We start from the raw sequence: 15,491 nt of genomic DNA, 5'->3' as shown, positions 1-15,491 counted from the left end.
GGGTGCCCATGACCATCTCCGCCGGATCGCCCATTATCGTATCAGTGAATGGCCTCGTGAAATCCTTCGGGGCGCATCGTGTCCTGAACGGGGTTTCTTTCGATGTCCGGCGCGGTGAAGTCGTTGTCGTTCTGGGCCCGAGCGGATCAGGCAAGTCCACGATGCTGCGCTGCGTCAACTTCCTTGAGACATTCGAGGACGGCACAATCACGGTCAATGGGGCACCGGTCGGCTATCAGAGCGACAGCGCAGGCCGTCGCCGCATGCTCGATGAGAAGGTAGTTGCGAAGAACCGTGAGCATGTCGGAATGGTCTTTCAAAGCTTCAATCTGTTCCCGCATCGGACCGTCCTTCAGAACGTCATGATGGGGCCCGTGTCGGTCCAGCACCGAGACAGGACTGAGGCGAGGAAGCACGCGCTGGAGTTGCTAGAGAAGGTCGGCTTGACCGACAAGGCCGACCAATATCCCGCCCGCCTCTCCGGCGGCCAGCAGCAGCGCGTGGCAATCGCCCGCGCGCTCGCGATGCGACCCGCTGTCATGCTCTTTGACGAAGCGACGTCGGCCCTCGACCCCGAGCTCGTCGGCGAAGTGCTCCGCGTCATGCGGGAACTGGCCAACGAGGGCATGACGATGATCGTCGTCACGCATGAGATGGGCTTCGCCCGGGAGGTTGCCGATCGCGTTATTTTCATGGACGGCGGCGTGATCATGGAGCACGGCGCGCCGCACGACATCATGGCCAATCCTCAAACTGAGAGGTTTCGGTCGTTTCTCGGAATGGATCGATCCGTCAACGAAGTTCAAGACACCTAGCGACCATTCTTTACGGGAGCCACTGGCGCTGGTGCGGAGGACGGAGAGATGAGGAATCACCGCGCCAGTTTCACGCCAGAAACACCCCAACCAGAGCGCAACGAACGCAATCGAATTTCAAACAAGACCGCCCTGCCCCTGATCCCACCGCGTATAGCGAACCGGTTGCGGATACGAGTCTCGTGCGCCGACAAATAGTGCCAAGGTGGCCGTGAAGCGGGGTAGACGAGCGGCATGCGGACTGCCAAGGACCCTCTTTATCGCCGCCATCGCTTCCCGCCGGAAGTGATCAGCTATGCCGTTTGGTTGTATTTCCGGTTTCCCTTAAGCTTGCGCATGGTCGAGGAAATGCTGGCGGCGCGTGGCATTGGCGTGACCTATGAAACCGTGCGCCAGTGGGGACGGAAATTCGGCAAGCCGTTCTCCGATCGGATCCGCCAGCGCGCACCCGCTCGCGGTGACAAATGGCATCTGGACGAAGTCGTTATCTTGATCGCGGGCGAACAACATTGGCTCTGGCGCGCTGTCGACCAGAATGGCTTCGTTCTCGACGTCTTGATCCAGCGCCGAAGAGACTCGCGCGCTGCCCAGCGGCTCATGAAGAAGCTCTTGAAATCCGCCGGCACGCCGCCGCGCGTGATAATCACGGACAAGCTCCGTTCGTACGGCGCTGCGAGGGCGAAGATGGGCTTTCACGTCGAACATCGCCAGCACAAAGCTCTCAACAATCGGGCCGAGAATTCTCATCAGCCGACGCGGCGACGCGAGCGGATCATGAAGCGTTTCAAATCGTCCCGTCAGGCTCAACAGTTTCTGTCAGTTCACGATCAGGTCGCGAACCTTTTCCACATCCCCTATCCCGGAGCTGTCACCGCCGACTTCCGTCGTGCTTCGCGCGAGCGAGCCTTTGCGACTTGGCGCGACATCTCCACGACGAGCGCTATCGCCGAATCTCGAACCTTTGAGAATCGCCTCCTTCGGCTCGGCGGTCGATTAAGTTGACGATGCCGCGCGGAGGGCTTCTCTTGACATAAGTATTTTCGAAACGATACGTGTAATAACTATAAAAGCCTGCTACGGGCCTATTGGGAGGAAAAGGATGGACGGCGAAATCAGCTCGCGACGCGAGCTTTGGCGGGGCCGGAATCTGATTGTGGGTTGCCTGCTCGGCATGATGATGAGCGTCTCATCGATCTAATTCTATACTTCGGGCCTGTTCTTGAAGCCGCTTGCCGCCGAGTACGGCTGGACGCGCGGGATGGCGTCTCTCGGTCCACTGATCGGAATACTGACCATCGGTGTGGCTAGTCCCTTTGCGGGGCGGTTGGTGGACAGGTTCGGTGCATTTCGAATGGCGCTCTTGTCGGGAGGCGCGTTAGCGCTTTCGTTCCTTTTATTGGGTCTGGTAACCGGCGGGCTCGTCAGCTTCCTTCTTCTCACGTTCGTTCTGGCTGTTCTTGGTAGCGCGACGACTCCCGTCTCTTACGGCCGCATGATCGTCGGCAATTTTCCGCGACGCTTGGGGCTTGTCTACGGGATCGTGTATTGCGGGCCTGGCCTCGCTGCTCTGACGTTTCCATCGCTGGTCGGGCGGTTACTCGACGCTTACGGATGGAGGGGAGCCTATATCGGGCTGGCTATACTGACTTTCGGCATGATTCCGATCATCGCGCTGCTGTTGAAGAGCCAGGCTGGGCACGAAAGATCCAAGCCCGGCGCGGCACGGCAGAACTGGGGTCTGTACGCCGATCGACGCTTTCTGCTGCTCGCCATCATCTTCCTGCTGGCATCGACGGGAATCTTCGGCACGATCGTCCATTTCGTCCCGATGCTGACTGACCGCGGTACTCCGGCTGCAGCCGCTGCGGGACTAGCGGGTTTGATAGGCTTTGCTGTTATCGCGGGGCGACTGATTACAGGATTCCTGCTGGATATCATCGAAACCAACCTGCTTGCGGCCGCGATTTTTCTGTTGTCTGCCTGCGGTGTGCTCATGTTGGCGTCGGGCAACTCGGAGCTGATCGTGCCGGGAACGCTGGCCATGGGTTTCACCATTGGCTCGGAGTTTGATCTCGCTCTTTTCCTGGTCGGAAGACGCTTCCCGCCAGCTCACTTCAGCACGCTGTTTGGCGGCATTTATCTCGCGGTGTCGGTCGGTGGCGGCGGTGGGCCGATCCTGGCCGGGATGCTCTATGATCGGGCCGGCAACTACCTGCCATGGTTTGTTGTCGCCGCTACCTGCCTGCTGGTCTCGTCCATTCTTTGCCTGATTGGTCGATCTTCGGTCTTCCGCGACAGTTCGATCGCGCCGAGCGTGGCATGACTCGATAGCGATTTGGAATCAGCAATGAACCTGGATCAAAAGCTTCTGCGTCAATACCAGTCGGGGGAGGGGTTGCCGGTTGCTGTCAAATCGAGCTCCCTTGCCGAATCATTGAAAATCAACCTCGAAAAAATCGACCTCGCGGGGCCACGCATCGAGCTGTCCTTTATTGTCGGTCAGCAATTTTTGCAGGCCGAGGACGTCGTTCACGGGGGCGCGGTCGCGATGATGCTCGACTTCGCCATGGCCTATGCGGCGCTGTTGGCAATTGCTGATGGACTTTCCGTTGCAACGATCAACATGAACGTCTCGTATCTCAGGTCGGCTAAGCCGGGCCAATACAGAGCAGTCGCCGAAGTCGAACGCTGCGGAAAGGCCGTCGTGTTCACGCGTGCACAGCTTCTGGATCGCGAAAGCAAGGCAGTGGTCACCTCTGTGTCCTCGCTGGCCGTCGTGGCGCCGCGCCGCAAGTCGGGCATCGAGCCATTTGCTGGCGCCGAGACCGCGTGAGATTGTGAAGTCCAGCGAGAGTTATGCTTTTGATTTCTGTCGCGACGTCTTGGACTTGACATCCGTGGAAAACATAGAGTCGACGCTCCCGCAAAGGAGCTCGATGAACTCTGCATCCAGCGGCTGGCCGAAGATCAAGCGCCGGTAGATCGGCGAGTACAGCATCTCGACAGCCCAGGCTGCATCGATGCCGGGCCTGAATAGTCCCTCCTGCTGTCCACGCTCAAAGGTTTCCTGAACGAGACGCCGACGGTTCTTCGCGAACCGTTCATTGAACTCTGCCAAAAGCGCATCGTTGTCGTGGCCTTCGCACAGGATTTGAACGACCAGCTTCCCGGCGCGGCCGCTGAAATATTGCGCGAGGGAGGTGAGGTGCCGCTTGATAGCGGTCCGCGGGTCGACCGCCGTTGGCATCGGAGTATTGCTGAAATGGGACTCCATGAACGCGTCGATGACCAGCGCGCCCTTGCTGTCCCACCAGCGATAGATCGTGGCTTTTGAAACCCTGGCGTTGCGCGCCACTGTTTCGATCGCGAGATCGGCGACCGAGACCGTTTGCAGAAGGCCCATTGTGGCCGACAAAATCGACCGCTTGGAGGCGAGATCGCGCGGTCTTCCGATCGGCCTTGAATCCGATGGTTCGGTATCTTGAGAACTCATCGGTCCGCCTGCAGTAGCGCGTTTGGTTGATGCCATAGCCAGTGTCGAGCAATTCAATGGATATCGAGCCAGTGCGTTTCCGTAGCACGGCGTCACGTCCTTCGACAAACGAGTTCCATTAAGGCCGGTCGGAAAGACGGCAGCGGCCCGCTTGACTCCCCGCAGCAGAAAAGATACGAAACGTATCGTATAATAAATAAGGAGGACGACGTGAAGCTCGGACGAATTTCAGTCGGAACGCCGTTCGGATCGGTCGCGCGCCTCGTCGCGGTGGATACCGCGAAGAGCAGGGTCATCGACCTCGCGACCGCGGAGATCCTGCGACGGCAAGCGAAGGGGGCCACGCAGGAGGGCGCCCAGCGGTTGGCGTCGGCGATCTTCCCAGGGAGCATGTCGGCTGCGATCGGTCTTGGCGACATTTTCCTGGAGGCTGCTCATGAGGCCGTACAGGCGCGCGCCGATGATGCCTCTACCGCAATCTCAAGCGTGAACTGGCTGAGCGCGATCGATCCGCCGGTCATCCGGGATGGCCTCACCTTCGTCAAGCACATCAAGCAATTCCACGAGCGCATTGGGGCCGAGCCGACCGAGGCGCTGCTTGAGATTCCGGGCTACTTCAAGGGTACCCCGTTCACCGCCGTCGGGCACGATGCCGAAGTGCCCAAGCCGTTCTATACCGATTATTTCGACTACGAATTGGAGCTTGGCTACATCGTCGGACGCGTCTGCCACAACCTGACGCCCGACGAGGCGCAGCGGGCGATCTTCGGCGTGACGATCTTCAACGATTTCAGCGCGCGCGACATCCAGAAGCTCGAGATGAAGATCGGCATGGGCCCCGGAAAGGGCAAGGATTGTGCCTTCGGTATCGGTCCGTGGATCGTAACGATGGATGAGATCGGCCGTCTCGATGATCTTGAGATGGCGGTTCGCATCAACGGCAAGGAATGCTCGCGCGGAGATAGTGCCGAGACTATTTGGACGCCGGGTGAGTCGCTGGCTTACATGTCGATCTCGGAATACGTGCAGCCGGGAGACCTGTTTGCTTCGGGCACCGTCGGCAACGGATCCGGCCTGGAGATCGGCCGGAAACTTGAAGCCGGTGACGTCCTTGAACTCGAGGTCTCTCGGATCGGTACGCTCCGCACCAAGATCGGCCCTCCGGAAGAAAAGCGCTGGTGGCCCGAGAGGCGCCAGAAGTTCTGGTGATCCGCTTGGGACAGCCCAGTCAGGGCAGGAGCGCCCGAACCCAACCCGCTCAGATCCAATCGAGAATTACATCATCATGGCAAAACCCGTTCGCCGTATCGTGACCGGCCATCGCGCCGATGGCCGGTCAGTCATTGTCTCGGATGGTGCAGCACCCAACGTGCATGTTGTGCCGGGGACACCGGGGTTGGCAGGAACCGTAATCTGGGTTGCCGACAAAACTCCCGCGGACATCGTGCAGCAGGAGGAACCCGCTCCAGGGGATCGCAAGCTCGCCATCGAGCCTCCAGCCGGAGGGAACGTTCTGCGTATCGCCGAATTCCCGCCGGACAGCCTCTACTCTCGCGACGAGCTCGAGAAGTTCAGGGCGGGGATCGGCAGCCCCGAAGCCTTCGACACCAAGGCGCGGCACTTCTTCTTCCACAAGACGCATACGCTCGACTACGCGATCGTGCTGGAAGGAGAGATCTGGGCCTTGCTCGACGAGGGCGAGACGCTGATGCGGCCCGGCGATGTATTGATCCAGCGCGGCACCAACCATGCGTGGTCCAATCGTTCCGACCGGATCTCCAGGGTCGCGTTCGTGCTGATCGATGCCGAGCACCAATAGAAAGCTGGGAGCCGCGCAATTCGATGTCCAATCCGACCATCATTACCTGTGCCCTGACCGGTGCGGGGGACACCGTCGGCAGGAGTCCGGCGGTCCCCGTCACGCCAAAGCAGATCGCCGATCAAGCCATTGACGCGGCGAATGCTGGAGCTGCGGTCGTCCACATTCATGTGCGCGACCCCGCGACGGGCGCACCGTCGGTCGAATTCGAACTTTACGCGGAGGTCGTGGAGCGCATCAGGGGGGCATCGACGGACGTCATCATCAACCTGACCAGCGGACCCGGCTCCCTATATGCCCCAGATGGTTTGCGGCTGCAGCCAGCCCCCGGAGTCAATCCACCCATGACGCCGCAGCAGCGGCTCGACCATATCCTCAAGCTCAAGCCGGAAATCTGCAGCCTCGACGTGGCGACGTTGAACTTCGGACGAATAGCAATGGTCAACCTTGTGAGCGATCTCGAGTTCATGGGGCGAACGATATCCGACGCCGGCATCAAGCCGGAGATTGAGGTCTTCGATCTCGGCCACATACGATTGGCCAAACATCTGCTGGAAATTGGGGTGCTGAAAGCACCCACCTTCTTCCAGTTCTGTCTCGGCGTATCCTGGGGCGCGCCGGCCCAAGCCGATGTGCTGCAGCTGATGCGCAGCATGCTGCCATCCGGAGCGCTCTGGAGTGCCTTCGGCATTTCGCATGACCAGTTCAAGATCGCCGCCGCAGCGTGCGAGCTTGGCGGGCACGTGCGCGTCGGCCTCGAGGACAATCTCTACATCGCCAAAGGTAAGCTCGCCGGGAACAACGCGGAGCTTGTCGAAGAGGCGGCTCGGATTGTGATGCGGCACGGGTCGAGGCCGGCTTCCCCGAGCGAGGCGAGGAAGCTGTTGCTCGGCAGCTAACTCGCTTGCCGGCGAAAACGGTGCGAGAATGAGGTCCAGAGCTGATCGATGGAAACCCGGAAAAGCCTCGAGCAGTTTCGTGAAGCGATCAAACCGGTTCGGGGGGCATCGTCAACTTAATCGACCGCCGAGCCGAAGGAGGCCATTCTCAAAGGTTCGAGATTCGGCGATAGCGCTTGTCGTGGAGATGTCGCGCCAAGTCGCAAAGGCTCGCTCGCGCGAAGCACGACGGAAGTCGGCAGTGACAGCTCCGGGATAGGGGATGTGGAAAAGGTTCGCGACCTGATCGTGAACTGACAGAAACCGTTGAGCCTGATGGGACGATTTGAAACGCTTCATGATCCGCTCGCGTCGCCGCGTCGGCTGATGAGAATTCTCGGCCCGATTGTTGAGAGCTTTGTGCTGGCGATGTTCGACGTGAAAGCCCATCTTCGCCCTCGCAGCGCCGTACGAACGGAGCTTGTCCGTGATCATCACGCGCGGCGGCGTGCCGGCGGATTTCAAGAGCTTCTTCATGAGCCGCTGGGCAGCGCGCGAGTCTCTTCGGCGCTGGATCAAGACGTCGAGAACGAAGCCATTCTGGTCGACAGCGCGCCAGAGCCAATGTTGTACGCCCGCGATCGAGATAACGACTTCGTCCAGATGCCATTTGTCACCGCGAGCGGGTGCGCGCTGGCGGATCCGATCGGAGAACGGCTTGCCGAATTTCCGTCCCCACTGGCGCACGGTTTCATAGGTCACGCCAATGCCACGCGTTGCCAGCATTTCCTCGACCATGCGCAAGCTTAAGGGAACCCGGAAATACAACCAAACGGCATAGCTGATCACTTCCGGTGGGAAGCGATGGCGGCGATAAAGAGGGTCCCGGGCGATCGGCATGCCGCTCGTCTATCCCCTTGGCCGCTCCAATTCGTTAACTTGACGGTACCTCTCGTCGAACACGTTGACCGTGAGATTCCATCCATCCTTCAGGTAGGAGAAGGCCAGGTTGGGTTGAAAGGTCCACCACGGATCCCCCACATTGGAGAGCCCCGCAGGTCCCTGCAAAGTGCCGGTGGGTATATACATGCCCAGAGCGGCTTTGACGAAGAACCCGCTATCGCCGAGTCTCTAGTCATCTGGAACGCAAGTTCGTCACATTAGTTGATAGCTCGAATCTCTAGAGAGGAGAGTGCTAGTGGCGAATGCAGGTGTGCGGGGCCGGCCGATTGCGCCGTTAGTGCTGAGTGCGCAGGAGCGGGCGTACTTGGAGAGGCAAGTTCGTCGTCATCGTGTAGCCCGATCGCTATCTGAGCGGTGCCGCGCGATCCTGCGGTGTGCAGATGGTCTGCCAAGCAAGTCTGTGGCTGCCGAACTTGGCATCCATGAACACACCGTTGGCAAGTGGCGCCGCCGATTCTTGAAGGATCGCTGTGATGGCCTGCTTGACGAAGCCCGCCCTGGCCGCCCTCGAACCATCGACGACGATCAGGTTGCTGAGGTAATCGAGCGGACATTGCGTACGACGCCGCGCGACGCGACGCACTGGTCGATCCGCTCGATGGCTGCGGAAGCTGGCTTTTCTCACACCACGATCCGCCGAATGTGGGCGGCGTTCGGCTTGCAGCCTCACCGCAGCCAGACATTTAAACTGTCGAGCGATCCACTGTTCGTCGACAAGGTCCGCGATATTGTCGGGCTTTGCCTGTCCCCACCGACCCGAGCCGTTGTCCTCAGCGTCGATGAGAAAAGCCAGATCCAGGCACTCGATCGCGAGCAGCCGGTCTTGCCGATGATGCCTGGGGTGCCGGAACGTCGCACGCACAGCTATGTGCGGCATGGTACGACCACGCTGTTTGCCGCGCTCGATGTCGCTTCCGGCTTTGTCATTGGCAAATGCTACAAGCGCCATCGGGCGGTCGAGTTCTTGAAGTTCCTCAAAGAGATCGACGCTCAAATCCCTGAGGGGCTCGCTGTCCATATCGTCATGGACAACTACGCCACCCACAAGACACCCAAGATCAAAGCGTGGCTCGCTCGCCGGCCGCACTATCATGTCCACTTCACGCCGACTTCCACGTCATGGATCAATCAGATCGAGCGCTGGTTCGCTGAACTCACCAGAAAGCAGATCCAGCGAGGTGTTCACACCTCCGTCAGGCAGCTCGAGGCCGACATCCGTACCTTCATCGAACTGCACAACAATAACCCGAAGCCCTTCAAATGGACCAAGTCCGCAGACCAGATCTTGGCTTCCGTCAAACGCTTCTGCCACAGAGCCCAGCAGACTTTATGTAGCGAACTTTAGATTCACGTGACTAGCTCAATTCGTTGGCTAGAAACATGTTGTGCATGCCCGAGGGGTTGGCGTCCATCGGAGGACCAACGCTCGCCGAAATGAATGGCACCACGCCAACAACGTCATAGGTCGCGCCGAGGAAATTCCAGCCGGGCACCCAGAGCAGGCCTTGCGCGAAGACATCGGCTTTCACGCCGGTCGACGCTCCTCCGGGATTAACCGGGGCTCCTGGACCGACAAGGTTCGACTGATAGGTGAACACCTGATCGAATCCGTAGAGGCCAGGCGGCGGCGCCGCGGCGGCAGCTCCAAGCACGATCCCGGGCTTTTGAGCCCAACCGGACGATCCAAACTCATACGCATTGGCCACCGTAGCAACAGCTGACAACGTCAGCGCTCCGACCATCACGGCCACGTTGCGTTTCTTCATCATTCCCCCTCCCGCGTTTCCAAATATCCCGTTTCAACGGACTCTTTGCCAGTATCCGCCAAGCGGATTGCGGGGGTAGAGCAGTACAAAGATCACGCGTCATCAATAGATTCCGCGATGGAATATTCAAATAATCCAGTTAATTACAGTAATCACACTAGTTTGTATTTGAGATACAAGCATTCGGTTCTGCGATACGACATGATATACTTGAAGCGCCGGCTTGTGGCTCTGCGCCCACCTCATTCCGCCAGCTTGTTTACTGACGGCTCGGCAGAAAGCTTCACTCCCGGCCCTGGGCCGTTCAGAAATTCGATTCCTGCTGCTTCGAATGCCCGACTTATCTTCGTGAGCGTCTCGACATGCGCGCCCAACGGCGCATCCTTGAAGCCTTCGAGCCGGCGTATCGTCGAGATCGCCACGCCTGATCGCGCCGCGAGATCGTGCTGCTCCCAACCGAGGAGCGACCGCGCAGCTTTGATTTGGCGCGCGATCACCAACATCGGCTAGGTCACCTTCAAGAACAAGCGCTCTGTGGCGTTCATCACATGCCTTGCTTCGTAGACGTCGTGGGCGATGCGCACGGAATACGCGGACAGTGGCGGGCATGATCGGCTGCCTCCAGTCGCCAATGGCAGTGATCGATCAATGCCCGCGCGCTCATTCACCACGCCCTACTTTGCTTCCGCCAGTTCAAGTCGGATAGTCCCGCCCAGCCGTGTCAGGCCGTAGACCAGAGCGATGATGGCGGCTGCGGCGGCGGTCCATCCCAGTATGCCGATCGCAGCGTCAAGTCCGCCTGCTCCCGCAGCAAGAATACCGGCAACGATCGGGCTGAAGAATTGCCCGACATAGAACGCACCGGAGAATCCGCCAGCACCCAGCCCGCGCTGTTCGAAAGGAAGCCTGGACATGATCCACGTCAGGTGAAGCGGGATGACGAGGCCGCCACCAATGCATGCGATGAACGCACCAACGACCGTGAGCTGAGGAGTTCCGGCAGCGGCAACGATCGCAAATCCAGCCGCGAACAACACGAGACCCGAGGTCAGGAGGCGCATCACCGGCTGCCGCGCGAAGGCCTGGAAAAGATAGGAGCCCAGCGGAACACCGAGGTTGGCGATGGCACTCGCCAAACCAATACTCTCGGGCGTTGCAAGCCCGCGAGAATTAAGCACGAAGCTGAGCTGGACCGGCACAACGTAGAATGCGATGGATGAGAGCATCGTCATCAACCAAAGCGGCGCAATGTGCAGCCAAGGGAACGGCGCTGATTGTTTGGCTTCGTCCGTAAGCCGATCGATCGGCTGAGTTGGCTCCCAGAGGAAGAAAATGAAGAGCGGCAACAGCAGGATCATGAAGCCATAGACAAGAAAGGGGGTGTGCCACCCCCACGCCAGCCCGCCCAAAGCACCACCTAGGCCGAACGCGATCACCGCAATCACCGATGCAGAGCCGAATTGGAATGCCAGCCACCGCTCTCGCGCCCGGCCAGAGAAGTAGTCCACCGTCAAGACAGTGGCCACCGCCGTCAGTACCGCCTCGGTCGCGCCGACGATCATGCGGCTGGCAATGATATGGTAGATATCATTGAGCCAGACCGGCGCCGATCCCGCGATAGCGTAAACGACAATAGCCGCTATCAGGGCATTCTTGCGTCCGACGCGCTTGACCAAAACGCCTACGAAAGGAGACAGCAGCGCGATGATCAACGCAGGGCCGGCAAGTACCGTCGTAACCAATACCTGCGCATTCGGGTGCTGCGCAAACTCTTTCATCATGAACGGCAGGACCGGCGACAACAGAACCACCCCAAAAACCGTCATCCATGGAGCAGACGTCAAGATCCATCCCTGCAACGAGCCCGCTTGCCTTGTCATGCATTCCCCCTCTCGTGATTTATTTGTCGTAGGCCGAAGTTAAGTGACGGAGTTTGCCTTCTGTCCTCGGATGGGCCCTATCACCGTGGAAGCGACGTCCGTTGATTCCGGTTCGACTTCGCCTACCCGCAATCAGACAGGCGCGGCCAGGAACGCGTAGCCTTCGCGAAGAAGGCCCATCGAATAGTCCCGACCATGCTCCGGTTTGCGCTCTTCCCGGCAAATGGCGTATGCGATGTCGTAGACGCGCCTGGCCCTTTCCTCGCGCCGACGGCAATAGCTCACGAGCGCAGTCTCCAGATCGTCGTTCCGATCCAGTTCCTGAGAGAGAACCAGCGCATCCTCAATCGCCATACCGCCGCCAGACGTCATTTGCGGCGTCAGTGAATGGGCCGCATCGCCCAGCAGCACGACCCGGCCGCAGTGCCAGGGAGCCGGCATCATCAAGACATCGAATGAGCGGTAGCTTATGTGCTTGTCCACGCCGACCATTTCAGCAGCCGCGACCAGTTCGGGCGCCGTAAAGGGGGTGAGCAGGTTACGGAGATAATCGCACACCTGATCTTGCGGGACACGAAGCTTTTCATCCGTGCTTTCCAGGAAGAACAGATAGCACAATTCCTTCGACAGCGGCAGCGAGCCCGCCATTCGACCTGTCGGAAGACGGTATAGGACGAAGCCATTCATGGACTGGGTGCGGGAGACCGTGTAACGCCACACCCCCTGGCCGGCATAATGCGGCTTGAACTCTTCGCCGAAGATTTTCTGGCGTATCTTCGAATAAGCGCCATCCGCGGCGATCAGCAGATCGGCGCGATCTGTCTCGCCGTTCGATAGATGAACCGTCACCCCATCATCGTCCTGGTCAATCTGGGTGACCGTTGTATTGAAATCGATCTTCGCGCCGCTCTTCGTCGCAAAGTCCTCCAGGACCTGCCCCAAACGCGGGCGCATGATCCCCAGCGCAGCCGGACGATTGGGGTCCCAAATTCTTGGCGAGGATTGCTCGCTCAGGACCGTTCCGGCACCATCGCGCACCGACACGATGTCCCAACCATGGCCGCCTTCGAGGCAAGCATCCACCAATCCCAGTTCGGCGAGTGCCCGCAAGGCATTCCCAAGCAGCGTAATGCCGGTGCCGATCCGGTCATGCCTGTCGCCCATTTCAATGACTCTGGTGGATACGCCTATCCGCTGAAGCGCATGGGCGACCGTCAAGCCGCCAATCCCGCCGCCCACGACGAAAGCCTTCTTCACCGCGCCCATGTTATCCTCCTTCTCGTGGTATTCTATTTTTTTGGCTCCCGGTCCTACACGGGCCACGCAATGATCAGCAAACGGCTCCTTGTCGCTCGTTACAGCGAGACCGCGATGTACTTGGTTTCGAGATATTCCTTGATGCCTTCGGTCGAACCTTCGCGCCCCAGACCGCTTGCCTTGCTGCCGCCGAAGGGCGCGGCAGGGTCAGTTGCCAGCCCCCTGTTGAGCGCAACCATGCCGCTCTGCATTTGCCCCGACAGGCGCAAACCTCGCTTCAAATCCTCGGTGTACAAATAGGAGATCAGTCCGAATTCGGTGTCGTTGGCAAGTTTCATGGCGTGCGCCTCGTCGTCGAACGGCACGATGGGCGCAACGGGTCCGAAGATTCCGTTCTTCAGGATGGCTGCATCCTCAGGGACGTCGGCGAGTACTGTGGGTGCATAAAAATGGCCTGCGCGATTGAGCCGGTGCCCGCCGGTAACGACGCGCGCGATGGCATCCCGGACGAGCTCGTCGATCTTCAACACCGCCTCGGCATTCACCATTGGGCCGAGCTGCGTATCTTCGTCGACCCCATCACCGATCTTGAGCCCCGACATCCGTCTGGCCAGCCCTTGAGTGAAGTCCTCGTAGAGATTGCGCGCGACATAGAACCTGTTTGCCGCCGTGCATGCTTCTCCGCCGTTGCGCATCTTCGCGACCATGGCGCCGTCGAGCGCGGCGTTGAGGTTCGCGTCATGGCAAACCAGGAACGGGGCGTTGCCACCAAGCTCCATTGACGTGGTGAGAACCTGGTCGGCGGCCTCTCTCAGCAGAATACGACCGACCTCGGTTGAGCCGGTGAACGAGACAGTCCGCACGCGCGGGTCGTGCAACATCGCACCAACCGACTTGCCCGACTGAGAGGTCACGATCACATTGATCGCGCCCTTTGGGACACCCGCCTTCAAGATGATTTCAGCGACCGCGAGTGCGGTCAGCGGCGTTTCCGTCGCAGGCTTGAGCACGCAGGTGCAGCCGGCTGCAAGGGCCGGCGCCATCTTGCGCGTGGCCATGGCCGCGGGGAAATTCCAGGGCGTCACAAGGACGGCAATGCCTACGGGCTCATAGGATACGAGAATATGGTTCTGCCCCGAAGGCGCCAAGCTCATCTCGCCGATGATCCTCGGCGTTTCCTCGCTGTACCAGCGAAAGAACTCGGCAGCGTAGCGTACCTCCCCTAGCGCGTCTGAGTAAGCCTTGCCATTTTCGAGAGCGATCAGGCGCGCCAGCTCCCTCTCCTCTGCGATCATCAGTTCGAAGCATTTGCGCAGGATTTCGGCTCTTTGGCGCGGCGACGTGGCGGCCCACGCCGGCGCGGCGGCCGCGGCGGCATCTACGGCAGCAAGCGCGTCGGCCACGCTGGCGTTGGCGACATGGGCAATCACTTCATCATTCGAGGGATTTCGGACCTCGATCGTCGCGCCGGTTTCGCTATCCCGCCAATCTCCGATCAGGATCGGGTGGCGGCCGGACTGATATTTCCTGGCAATCGTCATGTCCTCGTCCTGATCAGGAGGGACTGCGGCCTATGAAGTACTCGTGGAGCGGATCCTCACTGGGATTAAGACCTGAGGCCCGTTGCGCGTTGCGCAGCGCAAGCATGTGATTTTCGTGCAACCTCGGCGTCGGCCCGCGCAATGGGCCACCATTGTAGCCCTGCAACCAACCCTGAAATTTCCACTGCATGCGGTTCAGCATGAACGCACCCGTCATCGACTGGGTCATCTGGTTCTTCACCTTGCGTGCCGGATGCATACGCCAGTAGATTTCGGTCGCCTCGTCGAACTTGCGCTCGCGTAGCAGCTTCATGACGTGCGGGATCAGCGGGCCCCAGAACTCGTGGTCCGAAGTCGCCGAGAGCTGGATTGGAAATAGCTGTGACAACGGGATGAGATCCCATTCCAGCGGCATCGAGATCACCACTTCTTCGCCGAACAGCCGATGGCATTCGATCACGCTCATGATCGAGGGATGGCCGCCCTCCGCCTTGATGGCGCCGATGTTGGGGCAGGCGTCCAGCATCCGCCGGATCACACTCGATGAGATGTCGGCCGGATGCAGCCGAGAAAATCCCCAGATCGCCATCGGAAACAGCAGGACACCGAGATTCGTCGCATCACAGAACGCCTTGGTGTATTGGAAGATCTCATCTTCGGACTGCGGATAAAAGTTTGCGGGATAGGTCAGGAGCACGTAGTCAGCTCCGGCACGCTCAGCGAGCTGCACGGCCTCGATGTTCTGCTCGAGTGTATTCCAGCTTGCATGATGCATGACGTAGAAGTCCTTGCCGGCCTCCTCCTTCATGATCCGGACGAAATCGACGTATTCGGGAAGCGTGATGTTGACTTCACCGATGGCAAGCGACCCGACGAAGCCGTGCTTCTTGGCGAGCGCGACATCGTGGCGAATCGCCGTTTCGTTGATGCCGTTCATGTCCCCGGTGAAGGAAGGGATGGTGCAGTTCACAGCACCGATCATCCTTTCGCGAGTCCAGCCGCGTGTTTCATTTTTCGAATAAGAGGCCACTTCTATCTCCTCCCGGACTGCCGAACATGCACGGCCAGTCTCAACACTC

Annotated in this window: 14 protein-coding genes and 3 pseudogenes; 8 read left to right on the top strand and 9 right to left on the bottom strand. The window is 59.6% G+C overall.

Annotated features, from left to right (window positions below):
* The first annotated feature begins 8 nt into the window (after positions 1–8).
* The 4 genes and pseudogenes from JEY66_RS44265 to JEY66_RS44250 all read left to right on the top strand — a co-directional run bounded on the left by JEY66_RS44265 (position 9) and on the right by JEY66_RS44250 (position 3,648).
* Positions 9–815 carry an amino acid ABC transporter ATP-binding protein gene (locus JEY66_RS44265; protein ID WP_018273725.1) on the top strand — a complete coding sequence of 269 codons (807 nt, stop codon included), beginning with the start codon at positions 9–11 and terminating at the stop codon, positions 813–815.
* Between the two features lie 234 nt (positions 816–1,049).
* Positions 1,050–1,812: pseudogene (locus JEY66_RS44260) on the top strand (IS6 family transposase).
* Between the two features lie 222 nt (positions 1,813–2,034).
* Positions 2,035–3,138, top strand: coding sequence for an MFS transporter (locus JEY66_RS44255; protein WP_018273752.1), 1,104 nt, complete (start codon positions 2,035–2,037; stop codon positions 3,136–3,138).
* A 24-nt stretch (positions 3,139–3,162) separates the two neighbouring features.
* Entirely contained in the window at positions 3,163–3,648 is a 486-nt protein-coding gene (locus JEY66_RS44250; protein WP_018273753.1) for a PaaI family thioesterase, read from the top strand.
* A gap of 21 nt (positions 3,649–3,669) precedes the next feature.
* Here the strand turns inward: JEY66_RS44250 and JEY66_RS44245 are convergent, their stop codons facing one another.
* Entirely contained in the window at positions 3,670–4,308 is a 639-nt protein-coding gene (locus tag JEY66_RS44245; protein ID WP_041482966.1) for a TetR/AcrR family transcriptional regulator, read from the bottom strand.
* A 210-nt stretch (positions 4,309–4,518) separates the two neighbouring features.
* Here JEY66_RS44245 and JEY66_RS44240 point away from each other — a divergent pair, with 210 nt between their 5' ends.
* The 3 genes from JEY66_RS44240 (at position 4,519) to JEY66_RS44230 (ending at position 7,026) form a co-directional block, all read left to right on the top strand.
* Entirely contained in the window at positions 4,519–5,517 is a 999-nt protein-coding gene (locus JEY66_RS44240; RefSeq protein ID WP_018273755.1) for a fumarylacetoacetate hydrolase family protein, read from the top strand.
* A gap of 76 nt (positions 5,518–5,593) precedes the next feature.
* On the top strand, positions 5,594–6,127 hold the full coding sequence (locus tag JEY66_RS44235; RefSeq protein ID WP_028182026.1) for a cupin domain-containing protein: 534 nt from the start codon (positions 5,594–5,596) through the stop codon (positions 6,125–6,127).
* Between the two features lie 23 nt (positions 6,128–6,150).
* Positions 6,151–7,026, top strand: a complete 876-nt coding sequence (locus JEY66_RS44230) for a beta-keto acid cleavage family enzyme (RefSeq protein ID WP_018273757.1) — start codon at positions 6,151–6,153, stop codon at positions 7,024–7,026.
* A gap of 116 nt (positions 7,027–7,142) precedes the next feature.
* Here the strand turns inward: JEY66_RS44230 and JEY66_RS44225 are convergent.
* Positions 7,143–7,905: pseudogene (locus tag JEY66_RS44225) on the bottom strand (IS6 family transposase).
* A gap of 9 nt (positions 7,906–7,914) precedes the next feature.
* Positions 7,915–8,112, bottom strand: a pseudogene (locus tag JEY66_RS45665) (transporter); the annotation flags it as partial.
* Between the two features lie 91 nt (positions 8,113–8,203).
* Between JEY66_RS45665 and JEY66_RS44220 the strand changes: the two are divergent.
* A complete protein-coding gene (locus JEY66_RS44220; protein WP_026193393.1) occupies positions 8,204–9,313 on the top strand; it encodes an IS630 family transposase in 1,110 nt (369 codons plus the stop codon).
* Positions 9,314–9,323: 10 nt separating this feature from the next.
* Here the strand turns inward: JEY66_RS44220 and JEY66_RS44215 are convergent, their stop codons facing one another.
* From JEY66_RS44215 to JEY66_RS44190, 6 genes are all read right to left on the bottom strand, one after another.
* A complete protein-coding gene (locus tag JEY66_RS44215) occupies positions 9,324–9,734 on the bottom strand; it encodes a transporter family protein (RefSeq protein ID WP_141382165.1) in 411 nt (136 codons plus the stop codon).
* 242 nt (positions 9,735–9,976) lie between these two features.
* On the bottom strand, positions 9,977–10,237 hold the full coding sequence (locus tag JEY66_RS44210) for a helix-turn-helix domain-containing protein (protein ID WP_018273761.1): 261 nt from the start codon (positions 10,235–10,237) through the stop codon (positions 9,977–9,979).
* Between the two features lie 171 nt (positions 10,238–10,408).
* Positions 10,409–11,614, bottom strand: a complete 1,206-nt coding sequence (locus tag JEY66_RS44205; protein ID WP_051393982.1) for an MFS transporter — start codon at positions 11,612–11,614, stop codon at positions 10,409–10,411.
* Positions 11,615–11,746: 132 nt separating this feature from the next.
* Positions 11,747–12,880 carry an FAD-dependent oxidoreductase gene (locus JEY66_RS44200; protein WP_026193394.1) on the bottom strand — a complete coding sequence of 378 codons (1,134 nt, stop codon included), beginning with the start codon at positions 12,878–12,880 and terminating at the stop codon, positions 11,747–11,749.
* An 89-nt stretch (positions 12,881–12,969) separates the two neighbouring features.
* Entirely contained in the window at positions 12,970–14,412 is a 1,443-nt protein-coding gene (locus JEY66_RS44195; RefSeq protein ID WP_018273764.1) for an NAD-dependent succinate-semialdehyde dehydrogenase, read from the bottom strand.
* A gap of 13 nt (positions 14,413–14,425) precedes the next feature.
* Entirely contained in the window at positions 14,426–15,442 is a 1,017-nt protein-coding gene (locus tag JEY66_RS44190; RefSeq protein WP_026193395.1) for a dihydrodipicolinate synthase family protein, read from the bottom strand.
* Positions 15,443–15,491: the final 49 nt, after the last annotated feature.

Source organism: Bradyrhizobium elkanii USDA 76 (genome assembly GCF_023278185.1).
GTDB classification, from domain to species: Bacteria; Pseudomonadota; Alphaproteobacteria; order Rhizobiales; family Xanthobacteraceae; genus Bradyrhizobium; species Bradyrhizobium elkanii.
This window is presented reverse-complemented; position numbering and strand designations above follow the sequence as displayed.